We start from the raw sequence: 14,118 nt of genomic DNA, 5'->3' as shown, positions 1-14,118 counted from the left end.
GATCATGTCGGGAATCGCAGGCAAGGTCGTGGCCATCACCGGCGCCAGCAGCGGCATCGGCGAGGCGACCGCGCTGCTCCTCGCCGGGCGCGGCGCGAAGGTCGTCCTCGGGGCGCGCCGCCCCGAACGTCTCCAGGCGCTCGCCGCCCGCATCGAACAGACCGGAGGCGAAGCCGCATGGGCGCGCACGGACGTGACGCGGCGCGCGGATCTGACCGGCCTCGTCGAGCTGGCACGCGAGCGGTTCGGGCGGCTCGACGTCCTCGTCAGCAACGCCGGGGTCGGGCCCATCTCACCCCTCGACGACCTCCGCGTCGAGGACTGGGAGCAGATGATCGACGTGAACCTCAAGGGCGTCCTCTACGGGATCGCCGCCGCCCTGCCCGTCTTCCGCGAACAGGGCTCAGGACACTTCGTCAACACCGTCTCCACCGCCGGGCTGCGCATCGTTCCGCTCCAGTCGGTGTACGCCGCCACGAAGAACGCCGTCCGCACCGTCTCGGAGGGCCTGCGCCAGGAGGCGGGTGACAGTCTGCGCGTCACCGTCGTCTCCCCCGGCTTCGTACGGACGGAGTTCGCGGACCACATGGACCCCGAGGTGAAGGCCCGGATCCGCGACAGCATGGACACGGTCGGCCTCTCGCCGGACGCGGTGGCCCGCGCCATCGCCTTCGCCGTCGAGCAGCCGGACGGTGTCGACGTGGGCGACATCGTCGTCCGCCCCACCGCGCAGGCCTGAGACCTCACGCCTCAGAGCAGCCGGGCGCCTCGCCTCGCGAGGTAGCTGACCGGATTGACGTCCGATCCGTAGCCGCGCCGGGCCCGGATCTCCAGGTGGAGGTGGGGTCCGGTGGCCCGCCCCGTGGCCCCGCTGCTGCCGAGCCGGTCGCCGGTGCCGATGCGGGCCCCCTGGCGCACGGAGATGCGGGAGAGGTGCGCGTACACGGCGTAGTGCCCGTCCCGCAGCCGCACCGTCACCGCCTTGCCGTACGCCCCCGACCAGCGCGCCAGGACCACGGTGCCCGCGCCGACGGCGTGCACCGGGGTCCCCGAGGGGACGGCGAGGTCGATGCCGGTGTGGTGCCCGGCGAGCCAGTTGCCCCGTACTCCGTACCGGGCGGTGACGCGGAAGCGTCTGCGGAGCGGCAGCGCGAATCTGCCGGGAGGTCCTTGGGGGGCGAGCGCGCGGTCCTCGGGGATCGCCTCGTCCGCCTCGGCGAGGGCTTCCTCGAACTCCTCGTCGTAGCCGGCGCCGCAGCCGCCCTCACCGCCGTCATCCTCGGATTCCGCGGCGGCGTGCGGCGCGGGTCCCGCCACCGTGAAGGCGCCGCCGGCCAGGAGGACCGCGGCGACGCTCAGTACGTCACGTCGTGTGGTGCCCGCTTCACGCGGGCTGTCTATGTCGTAGCCCATGCCCGCAAGGACACGCGCGACGGGCCCGGCGCGCACGCCGAATGCGCCGCTTGGCGTAACGCGTTCGGCGCGCGCCGCGGTCAGTCGGAGCTCGGCCGGTACACGGTGAGCGCTTCGGGGAGCTTGTCGAGGAGCAGCGCGGAGGGCGCGGGGGCGAGTTCGCCGTCGTACGCCATTTGTGTGTCCTCGGGCAGACCGGAGATGACCAGGCGCTGGGCCTTGGCGGACGCGTACAGGCGGGTCTTGGCCAGCTGCCCGGCCAGCGCCGCGACAAGGAGGCGGGTGCGCGCGAAGTGCCCGCCGTGCGCGATGCGGACGTCGAGCACGCCGTCGGCGAGGTCGTGCCGGCGCACCGGGGCGATGCCTGCGCTGCGGTAGGCGCCGTTGCCCGCGAAGAGCAGCCACATCGAGCGGGCCTTGCCGTTCACCACCGCGCGCAGCGGCTGTCCAGTGTGCAGGATCTGGGCGACGCCGAGCAGCGCGGCGGGCGGACCGCCGACCTTCGGGGACCATTCCTCCCTGATGCGTACGAGCTCCGGGTAGGCGCCGAGGCTGAACGTGTTCAGGAAGTACACCGGCTCGGTGTGCGTCCGGCCGTCGGGCCCGGTCCCGGCCAGGGACTTGATCCGGCCGACGTCGGCCCGTACGGCGCTGCCCTCGGCGAGGGCGGCGCAGGCGTCCGCGACCGTGTCGACGCCCAGGTCCGCGGCGAAGTGGTTGAACGTTCCGCCGGGCAGCACCATCAGGGGCACGTCGTGGCGCAGGGCCGGTGTCACGGCGGCGTTCACCGTGCCGTCTCCCCCGCACACGCCGAAGACCCCGCCGCGCCGGGCCGCGTCCCTGGCCGCTTCCTCCAGGACCTTGGGCAGCGGCCCCGCGTCCTCCTCGTACAGGACGACCTCCGCACGGGGCAGGGCCGTCTTCAACTGCCGGACGGGGTCCATGAGTTGCGGCTGGGCGCCGGAGGAGGGGTTGACCACCACGACGAGGCCCTCGCCGTCCGGCAGCGCGGGCGCGTCCGTCCGGGGCCGCGCGGGCGGCGGCATCTGCGCCCTGGAGGGCACCATGCCGCGCACCGCGTAGGCGGCGCCCACGCCGAGGGCCGCGCCGACCAGGACGTCACTGGGGTAGTGCACGCCGGTGTAGACGCGGGAGAAGGCCACCGACGCGGCGACCGGGGCCACGGCCGCGCCAAGGCCCCGTGACTCCAGCGCCACACCCGTGGCGAAGGCCGCCGCCGATGCCGAGTGCCCGGAGGGGAAGGAGCTGGTGATCGGCTGGCTGGAGAGGTGCCTTATCACCGGCACCGCGTCGAGTACGGGCCGCGAGCGGCGCACCGCACTCTTGCCCAGGGTGTTCACCGTGCCCGAGGCGAGAGCCAGGGAGGCGACGCCGCGCACCGCGGCACGCCTGCCGCGCGCACCGCCGAACGCCCACATCCCCGCGGCGATGCCGAACCACAGCAGCCCGTGGTCGGCGCTGCGGCTCAGCCGTGGCAGGACGGGCTGCGCCGCCGGCCAGGAGCGGGCGGCCACGCGGTGGAACGCCAACCGGTCGGTGGCCCCGAACAGTCTGCGGATGTGCGGTCGCGGAAGATCACTCATGAACCCCCTATACCCCCGCACGCCCTTCGCACCGCACACATCTTGCGCGGGCACTGTGACGTTCACTTCAATCAGTCATATGGCAGCCCCTCGCCCCACCCCGCAGCGCCCCTCCGAGCTGCCCCCGACCGCATGGGCCGTGCTCGGCCTGCTCTCCTTCCCCGGGGAGCGGACCGGGTACGAACTGAAGAAGTGGGCCGACGCGTCGCTGCGCCACTTCTACTGGTCACCCGCCATCAGCCAGATCTACGCCGAGCTGCGGCGCCTCGAAGCGCTGGGGTACGCCACGTCACGGCGCTCGGGCCCCGAGGAGCCCCGCGCGAAGCGCTCGTACGCCATCACTCCCGAGGGGCGCGCGGCGCTCGTCGGATGGGCGGGGGGCGCCGAGGACGCGGGGCCGCCCGTCCTCAAGCACCCGCTGCTGCTGCGGGTCTGGCTCGGGCACCTCGCGGCTCCCGATCACCTGCGGGCCCTGGTGAGCGAGCACATCGCGCACACGCGGGGCGAGCTGAAGGAGGTGCACGACGCGCTCGCCCGCGCGGACGGGCAGGAGGCGTGGACGCACCCGCAGATCGCGCTCCGGTGGAGCGGGCGACGGCTTGAGGCCGAGATCGAACTGGCGGAGGCGATGCTCGCCGATCTCGCTCGCGTCGACCTCGCGGAAGTCTCCGGTCAACCCTCCGAGGACTCGCCCACCCACGGGTGACGTGGCTCGCGGCGCCGGGCCCTTGGCCGGTAGGACGGACGGGGTCAGCCGCCCCCGCCGTATGGAGCAGTGCACCTGTGACCACCCGTGCCGTACTTGTCGCCGCCGTCATCACCGGGCTCCTTCTCGGGATCGTGGGAAGCAGAGCGGACGACTCCGATTCTTCGGGGCACCCCGGTACGGGCGGTTCCTTCACGGAGGCGGGCCGTTAGGCTGCGACCGCCGCGTGGCACCTCCGTCCTCGCCGCGTGGCCACCGAGCCGCCGTCGACGGAAGCGAGTGAACCTTGAACTTCCTCACCATCGGTCATCGCGGGGTCATGGGTGTCGAACCCGAGAACACCCTCCGGTCCTTCATCGCCGCGCAAGCCGCGGGCCTCGATCTCATCGAGCTCGATCTGCATCTGAGCAAGGACGGCGCCCTCGTCGTCATGCACGACGCCGACGTGGCCCGTACGACCGACGGCAAGGGACCGATCGCCGAGAAGACCCTGGCCGAGCTGCGGGAGCTCGACGCGGGGCGCGGCGAGCGCATCCCCGTCTTCGAAGAGGTCCTCGACGCCGTGAAGGCGCCGCTGCAGGCCGAGATCAAGGACGTGGCCGCCGCCCGCGCCCTCGCCGAGGTGATGCACCGCCGCGATCTGGTCGGCCGCGTCGAGGTGATCTCCTTCCACGACGAGGCGATCGCCGAGATCGCGCGCCTCGTCCCCGGCGTACGCACCGCGCTCGTCGCGAGCCGCTACGGCACCGACGTCGTGGAGCGCGCCACGGCGGTCGGTGCCACCACTCTCGTGCTGAACATCAGGCGCCTGACGCTGGAGATCGTCGAGCGTGCCAGGAAGGCCGACCTGCGGATCATCGGCTGGGTCGTGAACACGCAGGACGATCTGCGGCTCGTGCGCGCGCTGCAGCTTGACGGCGCGACCACGGACTACCCGGAGATCAAGCGGACGGGCCGCTTCACGGCCTGACCCGGCTCAGCACATGCGGACGCACGCGCTCAGACCAGGGACTTGACCAGCAACTCGAACTGCAGGTCGTCCCGCTGCGGAATACCGAAGCGCTCGTCGCCGTACGGGAAGGGAGTCATCTTTCCCGTACGGCGGTAGCCGCGCCGCTCGTACCAGGCGATGAGGTCGTTGCGTACGGAGATCACGGTCATGTGCATCTCCTGCGCGCCCCATGCCTCGCGGACGGTGCGCTCGGCCTCCGCCATGATCACCTTGCCGAGGCCCGCGCCCTGGAGCGCCGGGCTCACCGCGAACATGCCGAAGTAGGCGTGCTCGCCGCGGTGTTCGAGCTGGCAGCAGGCGACGACCTCGCCGTCGCGCTCGACGGTGAGCAGCTTGCTCGCGGGCGACTTGATGACGTCGACGACACCCTGCGGGTCGGTCCGCTGCCCCTGAAGGATGTCCGCCTCCGTGGTCCAGCCCGCCCGGCTGGAGTCACCGCGGTACGCCGACTCGATGAGCGAGACGAGCACGTCGGCGTCCGCGTCGGTGGCATCCCGGAAGGTGAGGTCGCTCGTGCTGGGGCGCGGTGCGGTGTCCATGGGGCGGATTCTCCGATCTCTCTGGCCCACCGCTGTCGGCCGCGGCGTGGGCGAGGCACCGCCGAGCGTATCGCCCCACTAAGGTGCGGCTGCATGGTGCATGTACTGAGCAGCAGGATCCTTCTCCGCCCCACCGACCCCGAGCGCTCACGTGCGTTCTACGGCGAGGCACTGGGCCTGGCCGTCTACCGCGAGTTCGGCACGGGCCCCGAGCGCGGCACGGTCTACTTCCTGGGCGGCGGCTTCCTCGAGGTCTCCGGCCGCTCCCCGACACCGCCCGCCCCCGGCCTTCAGCTGTGGTTGCAGGTGGCGGACGCACGGGCGGCACACGCGGACCTCGTGGCGCGAGGGGTGGCGGTGGTGCGGGAGCCGGTGAAGGAACCCTGGGGCCTGGTGGAGATGTGGATCGCGGATCCGGACGGCGTCAAGATCGTCATCGTCGAGGTGCCGGAGGACCATCCCATCCGGTACCGGCCTGGAATCTGAAGGCGAGCCCTCCTCTCTTCTCTCCCTACCTGACCTCTTGTTCTCTCTAGACCGGTCGGTCTAGAGTCCCCTGTGTGACCAAGACACGCGGCGACACCCGCGCCCGCATCCTCCGTACAGCCGCCGATCTGTTCCAGCGGCAGGGGTACGGCGCGACGGGACTCAATCAAGTGCTCGCGGAGAGCGGCGCCCCCAAGGGGTCGTTGTACTTTCACTTTCCGCAGGGCAAGGAGCAGTTGGCCGCCGAGGCCGTGGCGCTTGCCGGGGGTGAGATGGGGGCTCGTATGGCCTCCGTCGTGGGCTCCGCGGGCGGGGTGGCCGATGCCGTCGTCGGGGTCGGCGAGTTGCTCGCCGGAGGGCTGCGGGCTTCCGACTTCCGGGACGGGTGCCCCGTCGCCACCGTCGCGCTCGAACAGTCCGGGGGCGACGGGCCCATCAGCGATGCCTGCCACGTCGCCTATGACTCCTGGCTTGCGGGGCTCGCCGAAGCCTTGCGGGGGTGGGGGGCCGCCGATGACGAGGCCGCCGAGCTCGCCGAGCTCGTGATGTCCTCGTTGCAGGGGGCGCTCCTCCTCGCGCAGGTGCGGCGTGACACCACCGTCATCTCGTCGGTCGCCCGGCGCGTCGGCTCGGTCGTCGCGCAGAGCCTTGAGAAGCAGAGCCTTGAGATGGGGAGGGACGTATGAGGGTTCATCATCTCAACTGCGGGTCCATGATGAAGATCGAGGCCACCTATGACGGGCCGCCTCCGCTGCACGCCGTATGCCACTGCCTGTTGGTGGAGACCGACACGGAGGGGCTCGTGCTCGTCGAGAGCGGGCTCGGCCGTGACGATGTGCGCAGGCCGCTCGAATCCCTCGATCCGGAGTGGACCGAACTCGCCGCTCCTGAGCTGGACTTCGCCGAGACCGCGCTTTCGCAGGTCGAGCGGCTCGGGTATGCGGCGTCCGACGTGCGGCACATCGCCCTCACGCATCTCGACGTCGACCACAGCGGTGGCCTTCCCGACTTTCCCCAGGCGCGTGTGCACCTCATGGCCGCCGAACTCGACGCGGCGCTCACCGAGGCGCCCAGCCGTCGCTACCGGCCCGCGCACTGGGCCCATGGCCCGCGCTGGCAGACGTACGAGGAGAACGCGGGCGAGGAGTGGGCCGGGTTCGCCGGGGTGCGCCAACTGGCGGGGCTGGGCGAGGAGTTCCTCATCGTGCCGCTCGGCGGGCACAGCGCCGGGCATGCCGCCGTGGCGGTGCAGGATCGCGGGCGGTGGCTCGTGCACGCCGGGGACGCGTACTTCTACCACCGTGAGATCGCGCAGGACGCCCCGCACTCGCACCCCCTGATGGACATCATCCAGCTGGACGCCCAGGTGGACGCCGAGCTGCGGGTCGCCAATCAGGAGCGGCTGCGGGAGGTGGCCACCCGGACGGACGAGTTCACCGTGCTCAACGCCCACGATCCGTGGGACTATCTCCGGCTCGCGGGGGCAGGGGGCTGATCCGACGGTTCGGGTGTGGTCGTCCGACGGTTCGGGGGTACTCGGGTTCCTCGCCCGGCGCATCCGACGTGCGCCGGGCCACCCCTCGTCGGAGGATTGACCGGACCCCTCGCCCAACCCTGGAGCGATCTCTTATGCAACGTCCCCGGATTCTGATCATCGGCGGCGGTTTCGCCGGTATGGAGTGCGCGCACAAGCTGGAGCGGACGCTCAAGGCGCAGGACGCCGAACTGCGGCTCATCAGCCCGCAGGACCATCAGCTGTATCTCCCGCTGCTCCCCCACGTCGCCTCGGGCGTCCTCACCCCGCAGGCGGTCGCGGTGCCGCTGCGCCGCATGCTGCGCCGTACGGCGATCGTGCCGGGCGGGGCCATCGGGGTCGACCCGCACGCGAAAGCCGTGATCGTACGCAAGATCAACGGCGAGGAGGTCGTGGAGCGCTACGACTACCTCGTCCTGACCCCGGGCAGCGTGACCCGGCAGTTCGACATCCCCGGTGTCGACCGGCACGCCGTGGGCGTGAAGACGCTGGCCGAGGCCGCCTGGATCCGTGACCACGTGATCTCGCAGCTCGACCTGGCGTCGGCGAGCTCGGACCGCGCGGAGCGGGAGGCCCGGCTGCAGTTCGTGGTCGTCGGCGGCGGGTACGCGGGCACGGAGACGGCGGCCTATCTGCAGCGTCTGACGAGCGCCGCCGTCAAGCGGTACCCGGGGCTCGACGTCTCGCAGATCAAGTGGCATCTGGTCGACGTGGCGCCGAAGTTGATGCCCGAGCTGGGCGACCGGCTCGGGGAGAAGGCCCTCGCCATCGTGCAGCGACGCGGGATCGAGGTGTCGCTCGGGGTCACGGTGGAGAAGGCGACGGAGGACACCGTCACCCTGACCGACGGGCGCACGCTGCCCTGCCACACCCTGATCTGGACCGCCGGCGTGGCGCCGAGCCCGCTCATCGCCACGCTGGGCGCCGAGACCAACCGGGGGCGCCTGGTCGTCGACCCGGAGCTGACGGTGCCCGGCCTCGACGGTGTGTTCGCGCTCGGCGACGCGGCGGCCGTACCCGACCTCGTCAAGGGCGGCGACGCGATCTGCCCGCCGACCGCGCAGCACGCGATGCGGCAGGGGTGGGCCGCCGCGAAGAACGTCACCGCGGCACTGCGGGGCGCGCCGCTGACCCCCTACCGGCACAAGGACATGGGTCTGGTCGTCGACCTGGGTGGTATTCAGGCCGTATCGAAGCCGCTGGGCGTGCAGTTGACCGGTCTGCCCGCTCAAATCGTCGCGCGCGGCTACCACTTGGGCGCCCTGCGCACCGTCACCGCGCGTTTCCGCACGGCCGCGAACTGGGGGCTCAACGCCCTCGCCGGCGACGACTACGTACGCACCGGGTTCCAGACCCAACGGCCCGCCACACTCAAGGACTTCGAGATGACGGATGTCTATCTGTCGCCCGAGGAGATCCACGCGCGGGTGACGGCGGAGGTGGCGGGGCGTTCGATGGCTCCGGAGAAGCCGCTGCTGCCCTGACGGCGGCAACCGGAGCGGCCTCCGGGTGGTGACCGGGGGCGTACCACCGAGGAACACGCGCACGCCGGGGCGGTCGCCGCCTCCCTGGTCGTGCGGCTGAGCGGCGACTACCAGTGGTGGGTGGTCGCCGCTCTCAACTTGCCCCGGGTCCGGCTGCGTCGGAGCAAAGGGCGCACGCGCAAGGCTCCGGAAAGGGGCGGCCGTCGTCTGAAGGTCGATGCTGCCGTCAGGTGGCCGATGGACGCCCCTCCAGGGCGCCGTCCCGCCGCCTGGTTGATCACGGCGTGCGTCACGTCCGTACTACGCATCACCCGTCGTCACACGAAGGACTCCACCACCATGCGTATCGGCATCGATGTCGGTGGGACCAACACCGACGCCGCCCTCCTGGGGCACGACGACCGCGTGCTCGCGGCCGTCAAGTCACCGACCACCCCCGACATCACCTCCGGTGTCACCGCAGCGATCCGGGCGCTCGCACCGCCCGTCGAATCCGTCGCCGCGGTGATGATCGGCACGACGCACTTCGTCAACGCGCTCGTCGAGGGCGCCCGGCTCACTCCCGTGGCGGCCGTACGTCTCGGTCTGCCCGCCACCGCCGCCCTGCCGCCCATGGCGGACTGGCCCGCGCGGCAGCGGGACGCCGTCGGCGGGCACGGCTACCTCTGCCACGGCGGACGGGAGTTCGACGGGCGGCCGCTCTCGCCGCTCGACCCGGACGAGCTCAAGCGGACGGCCGCCGACATCGCCGCGCGCGGGCTCACCTCGGTCGCCGTGTCGTCGGTGTTCTCGCCGGTGGCGAAGGCCGACGAGCAGCGCGCCGCCGAGATCCTGCGGGACGAGCTGGGCGAGGGCGTGCACTTCTCGCTCTCGCACGATCTGGGCCGGGTCGGGCTGCTCGCGCGGGAGAACGCCACGATCATCAACGCCTCGCTGCGTGACCTGGCCACCGTCATCGTCGAGTCGTTCGGGAAGGCGCTGGCCGAGATGTCGATCACGGCGCCGTTCTTCCTGTCGCAGAACGACGGAACGCTGATGGACGCCGACTTCGCGCGCGCGTGCCCCGTGGCGACGTTCGCGTCGGGGCCGACCAACTCGATGCGGGGCGCGGCCTTCCTCTCCGGGCTCGGAGACTGCGCGGTCGTCGACGTGGGCGGCACGACGGCCGACATCGGCATCCTCACCGGCGGCTTTCCGCGCGAGGCATCGGGCGAGAGCGAGGCCGCGGGGATCCGCACCAACTTCCGTGTCCCTGACGTCCTTTCGCTCGGCATCGGCGGTGGGTCCTGGGTGTCGCCCGACGGCGAGAGCGGGCCCCGGTCGGTCGGCTACCTGCTCACGGAGGAGGCGCTCGTCTTCGGCGGCACGCGGCTCACGGCGACGGATCTCGCGGTGGCCGCGGGCCGGGCCGACATCGGGGACAGCTCCCATGTGGCCCATCTCGACCGGGAGTTCACCGAGCGCGCCCTGGAGCGTATCGCCGAGCGGCTCGCCGAGGGCATCGACCGGATGCGGACCTCGGAGGCGGTGCTTCCGGTGGTCGCCGTCGGCGGCGGCTCCGTCCTCGTCCCCGACGGGCTGCCCGGCTTCGCCGATGTGCGCAGGCCTTGGCACTTCGACGTGGCCAACGCGGTGGGCGCGGCGATCGCGCAGGTCGGCGGCGAGGTCGACCGGGTCTTCCACGTCCCCGACGGCCGCCGGGACGCGGTGCTCGCCGGGGCCCGCGAGGACGCCGTCGGGCGTGCGCTGGATGCCGGGGCACGGCCCGGCAGCGTACGCGTCGTCGACATCGAGGAGGTGCCGCTCGCCTATGTGCCAGGCGGTGCGACGCGCATCCGCGTCAAAGCGGTGGGCGATCTCGACCTGGGGCGTCTGCCCGCGGCCACGGGGGCCGATGCCGGGGCGATCCGCGATGCGTGAGGTCACCCTCGACAACCTCGACGACATCGCCCGGGGCGCGGGCATCCTCGGCACGGGCGGCGGCGGTGACCCCTACATCGGAAAGCTGCTCGCCCGCGAGGCGATCCGCGCGCACGGTCCGGTGCGGGTCGTGCGCATCGACGAGGTCGACGCCGACGCGACCGTCGTCCCCATCTCCGGCATGGGCGCGCCCACCGTCCTCCTGGAACGCATACCCAACGGAAGCGAGGAACTGGCCGCGCTGCGCGCCCTGGAGAGACACCTCGGGCGCCGGGCCACGCACCTCACCGCCCTTGAGGTCGGCGGGGTCAACTCGATGCTGCCGATCGCGTGTGCCGCACGGGCCGGGCTTCCCCTCGTGGACGGGGACGCGATGGGGCGGGCGTTCCCCGAGGCGCAGATGGTGCTGCCCGGCCTCGCCGGGATCACCAACTCGCCGATGGCGCTGGCCGACGACAAGGGCAACACGGTCATCGTCGAGGCCGTCGACAATCACGCGGCCGAGCGGATCGCACGCGCGGTGTGCGTGGAGCTCGGCTGTCAGATCAGCTGCGCGGACACGGTGCTGCGCGGCGATCAGCTCGCCGACGGCCTTGTCCCCGCGACGCTGACGCTCGCCGCGCGGCTGGGCGCGGTGGTGCGCGAGGCGCGCGCCGCGCACGGCGATCCGGTGGAAGCGGTGCGGGCGACGCTGGACGGCAAGGTCCTCCTGGCGGGCAAGGTCCTCGACGTCGACCGTCGCACGGAGGGCGGCTTCGCGCGCGGTCACGCCCGCGTCGAAGGGACGCGGGACGACGCGGACCGGGTGCTCGAACTCGGCTTCCAGAACGAGCACTTGATCGCCACGCGCGACGGGGCGACGGTGGCGACCACGCCCGACCTCATCTGCGTCCTGGACAGCGACACCGGCGACCCGGTGACGACGGAGGGCCTGCGTTACGGCCGGCGCGTGAGCATCGTCGGCGCCCGCTGCGATCCGCGCTGGACCACTCCCGGCGGCCTCGCGCTCGCCGGTCCCCGCTCCTTCGGGTACGAGGTGGACTACCTGCCCTTCGGATCGGCCGCCTGAGACGCCCCTTGAGCCGCCCCCTGAACCGCCTCGGCGGACGGTCGCAGCGTGATCGTCCGCCGTGTGTGCTTCTCCACCGCCTCCCGCGAGTAGAGCAGCGGGAAGGAACCGTCGGCGGCCCAGCTCGCGAACAGGTCGTCGTAGTGCGGGCTGCCCGGAACGCCGGACTGCCCCGGCGAGTTCATCGCCACGGAGTCGTCCCAGGAGCCGACGTCCACGACGATCCGGAAGGTGGCCCCCGCGGTCTGCCGGAACCCGGCACCGTAGGCGGCGGCCCCCACGGTGTCCCCGCTGCCGCCGCGCGGCACGGGGCCCACAGAGGCCCACTGGGGGGCGGGCCCGTCGAGCAGGGCGGCGATGGGGTGGTGCGGGTGGGCGTGGTGGAGCGCGCCCCAGGACCAGGCGTCCGGATCGGCGCCCAGGAGCCCGGTGAGTTCCTCCACGGCCGCGGCGAGCGTGCCGAGAAGCAGTGCGGGATCCGGGTCGCCGTCCAGGAGTTCCAGGTCGACGCGGGCGTCCGCCGCCGCGTCCTCGGCGGGCAGGATCCGCGCCAGGGCCCGCTCGTGCTGCTCCTCGTCCACGACCGCGCCGAGGGCCCGCGCGAGGAGGGCGGGGCGCAGGTGCCGCCGGTACCAGACCTCGAAGAGGGCGGCGGCCGGTGATTCGGCGGTGAGGCGGGCGTCCCAGCCGCGGAGGAGGGCGAGGGCTGCGGTGAGGCGGACGCCGGGGGCACTGACGCCGCCCTCCGCACCCGGCTCACCCAACCCCGCGAGCAGCCCCTGTATCCGCCGCCCCGGCGGGCTCACGTAGTCGGCCTGGAGCCGTACGCACTCCTCGACCGTCCAGGCCTCGTGCGCGCTCAGTTCCTCCGTGATGCGGTCGTGGCGGGTCGGCGCGTACCAGTCGTACGTCACCGTCTTCTCCGCGTTCGGGTACGTCGGCGGCAGGTTCAGCTCGTTGGCCGTGGCGAACCAGCCCTGGGCCGGGTCGCGGACCGAGGGGAGTTCCTCCACGTCCAGGAAGCCGTCCCATTCGTAGCGGCCGTCGCCCGGCACGGGGAGTGTGCCGTCCCAGCCGGGGCGGACGGGGACGCGTCCTGCAGGGCGCCAGCCGATCGTGCCGTCGGGGGACGCGTAGACCTGGTTCTCGCCGGGGGCTCCCCAGCGGCGCATCGCCGCCACGAACGCGTCGGGGCTCGCAGCCCGCATGTAGTCCATGCTGCCCAGGTAGGGGGCCATGCCGGGGCCGAGCCACGCCGCGCGGACCGCGAACGCGGCTTTCTTGTCGGGGAGTTCGCGGATGACCGGGCCGTGGCGGGTGAACCACAGCTCTGCCTCGACGGGTTGGCCGCCGCGCACCGGGATCGGCTCGGTGACGCGCGTCATCGGCTCCCAGTGGTCCTGGTACCAGTACTCGTGCGGGTTCGCCGGGTTCGTGCGGTAGACGTACAGGTCCTCCTGGTCGATCGGGAAGATCGTCAGACCGAAGGCGACGTGGCCGTTGTGGCCGATGGAGATGCCGGGCAGGGCCGGTTCGCCCGCTCCGATGGCGTCGATGCCCGGTGCCGAGAGGTGTGCGAGGTAGCGGAGGGCGGGCAGGGCGATCCCGCGGTGCGGGTCGTTGGCCAGGAGCGGGCGGCCGGTGGCCGTGCGGGACGGGGCGATGACCCAGTTGTTGGAGCCGTCCAGGCCCTGGCGGGGCGCCGCGCCCGCCGCCCACGGGGGCGTGGTGGCCATCTCGTACACGCGCAGGACGTCGGCCGGGATGACGGACAGGTCGAGGCCTTCGGGGACACGCAGCCGGTGCGGGGCGGGCTCGCGGCGGCGCCTCAGTTCCTCCGCCCCGGGGCCGTGGTCGCGCAGGGTGAGGGCGCGGGCGACCTCGTCGCGGAGGTTGTACTGGAGGCCGTGGCTGCGGATGCGGGCCACGTCGGAGGGCTGCCAGTAGGCCGGTTCGTACTTCAACAGGGCGCATTCGGGTGGGAGTTTCGTCGCGTCGGCGCGGCACAGCGTCACGTACGCGTTGATGCCGTCGACGAACGCCGTCGTCACCCGCTCCGTGTCGCCCCCGTACGCGCGCCACTCCTCGGCCATGTCACCGCGATAGAGGAACAGCCGTGCCGCACGGTCGTGTTCGGCGTACCGCTCCCCCAACACCTCGGCGAGCAGGCCGAGTCCGCGGCGCCGCCACAGGTCGAGCTGGAAGAGGCGGTCGCGGGCGGCGTTGAAGCCCTGGGCCAGGAAGAGGTCGTCCTGCGATGCGGCGTACAGGTGCGGGACGCCCCACTGGTCGATCCGGATCTCCACGGGCTCCCGGAGGCCCGGCACCTCGTAGACGTCCCTGTCGGTCAT

At 72.5% G+C, this 14,118-nt stretch carries 14 protein-coding genes; 10 read left to right on the top strand and 4 right to left on the bottom strand.

Annotated elements, in window-relative coordinates; all coding sequences use genetic code 11:
- The first annotated feature begins 4 nt into the window (after window positions 1-4).
- Complete coding sequence (locus M4V62_RS36565) at window positions 5-739, top strand: SDR family oxidoreductase (protein ID WP_249591465.1); 735 nt, start codon at window positions 5-7, stop codon at window positions 737-739.
- An 11-nt stretch (window positions 740-750) separates the two neighbouring features.
- Here the strand turns inward: M4V62_RS36565 and M4V62_RS36560 are convergent, their stop codons facing one another.
- On the bottom strand, window positions 751-1,413 hold the full coding sequence (locus tag M4V62_RS36560) for a M23 family metallopeptidase (RefSeq protein WP_249591464.1): 663 nt from the start codon (window positions 1,411-1,413) through the stop codon (window positions 751-753).
- Window positions 1,414-1,493: 80 nt separating this feature from the next.
- Window positions 1,494-3,017, bottom strand: a complete 1,524-nt coding sequence (locus M4V62_RS36555; protein WP_249591463.1) for a bifunctional phosphatase PAP2/diacylglycerol kinase family protein — start codon at window positions 3,015-3,017, stop codon at window positions 1,494-1,496.
- A gap of 79 nt (window positions 3,018-3,096) precedes the next feature.
- On the opposite strand from M4V62_RS36555, the gene M4V62_RS36550 reads away from it, so the two are divergent.
- The 3 genes from M4V62_RS36550 to M4V62_RS36545 all read left to right on the top strand — a co-directional run bounded on the left by M4V62_RS36550 (window position 3,097) and on the right by M4V62_RS36545 (window position 4,693).
- Window positions 3,097-3,723, top strand: coding sequence for a PadR family transcriptional regulator (locus M4V62_RS36550; protein ID WP_249591462.1), 627 nt, complete (start codon window positions 3,097-3,099; stop codon window positions 3,721-3,723).
- Window positions 3,724-3,800: 77 nt separating this feature from the next.
- Entirely contained in the window at window positions 3,801-3,935 is a 135-nt protein-coding gene (locus M4V62_RS43650; protein ID WP_283779131.1) for a hypothetical protein, read from the top strand.
- A gap of 74 nt (window positions 3,936-4,009) precedes the next feature.
- Window positions 4,010-4,693, top strand: a complete 684-nt coding sequence (locus M4V62_RS36545) for a glycerophosphodiester phosphodiesterase (protein WP_249591461.1) — start codon at window positions 4,010-4,012, stop codon at window positions 4,691-4,693.
- Window positions 4,694-4,722: 29 nt separating this feature from the next.
- On the opposite strand, the gene M4V62_RS36540 is transcribed toward M4V62_RS36545, so the two are convergent.
- Window positions 4,723-5,274, bottom strand: a complete 552-nt coding sequence (locus M4V62_RS36540; protein ID WP_249591460.1) for a GNAT family N-acetyltransferase — start codon at window positions 5,272-5,274, stop codon at window positions 4,723-4,725.
- Window positions 5,275-5,367: 93 nt separating this feature from the next.
- On the opposite strand from M4V62_RS36540, the gene M4V62_RS36535 reads away from it, so the two are divergent.
- The 6 genes from M4V62_RS36535 to M4V62_RS36510 all read left to right on the top strand — a co-directional run bounded on the left by M4V62_RS36535 (window position 5,368) and on the right by M4V62_RS36510 (window position 11,767).
- Entirely contained in the window at window positions 5,368-5,760 is a 393-nt protein-coding gene (locus tag M4V62_RS36535; protein ID WP_249591459.1) for a VOC family protein, read from the top strand.
- Between the two features lie 74 nt (window positions 5,761-5,834).
- Window positions 5,835-6,446 carry a TetR/AcrR family transcriptional regulator gene (locus M4V62_RS43645; RefSeq protein WP_283779130.1) on the top strand — a complete coding sequence of 204 codons (612 nt, stop codon included), beginning with the start codon at window positions 5,835-5,837 and terminating at the stop codon, window positions 6,444-6,446.
- Window positions 6,443-7,255, top strand: a complete 813-nt coding sequence (locus tag M4V62_RS36525; protein ID WP_249591458.1) for an MBL fold metallo-hydrolase — start codon at window positions 6,443-6,445, stop codon at window positions 7,253-7,255. The genes M4V62_RS43645 and M4V62_RS36525 overlap by 4 nt, the downstream gene beginning before the upstream one ends.
- A gap of 134 nt (window positions 7,256-7,389) precedes the next feature.
- Window positions 7,390-8,778, top strand: coding sequence for an NAD(P)/FAD-dependent oxidoreductase (locus M4V62_RS36520; protein ID WP_249591457.1), 1,389 nt, complete (start codon window positions 7,390-7,392; stop codon window positions 8,776-8,778).
- A 339-nt stretch (window positions 8,779-9,117) separates the two neighbouring features.
- Window positions 9,118-10,698, top strand: a complete 1,581-nt coding sequence (locus M4V62_RS36515) for a hydantoinase/oxoprolinase N-terminal domain-containing protein (protein ID WP_249591456.1) — start codon at window positions 9,118-9,120, stop codon at window positions 10,696-10,698.
- Complete coding sequence (locus M4V62_RS36510; protein WP_249591455.1) at window positions 10,691-11,767, top strand: S-methyl thiohydantoin desulfurase family protein; 1,077 nt, start codon at window positions 10,691-10,693, stop codon at window positions 11,765-11,767. Before M4V62_RS36515 ends, M4V62_RS36510 begins: the two co-directional genes overlap by 8 nt.
- Here M4V62_RS36510 and M4V62_RS36505 read toward each other — a convergent pair.
- Window positions 11,740-14,118 (bottom strand): penicillin acylase family protein, encoded by a 2,379-nt coding sequence (locus M4V62_RS36505; RefSeq protein WP_249591454.1) that lies wholly within the window; start codon window positions 14,116-14,118, stop codon window positions 11,740-11,742. The two genes, M4V62_RS36510 and M4V62_RS36505, sit on opposite strands and share 28 nt — an antisense overlap.

It is taken from the genome of Streptomyces durmitorensis (assembly GCF_023498005.1).
GTDB lineage: Bacteria > Actinomycetota > Actinomycetes > Streptomycetales > Streptomycetaceae > Streptomyces > Streptomyces durmitorensis.
The sequence above is the reverse complement of the archived record's forward strand: the minus strand, read 5'-3'. Positions and strand labels throughout refer to the sequence as shown.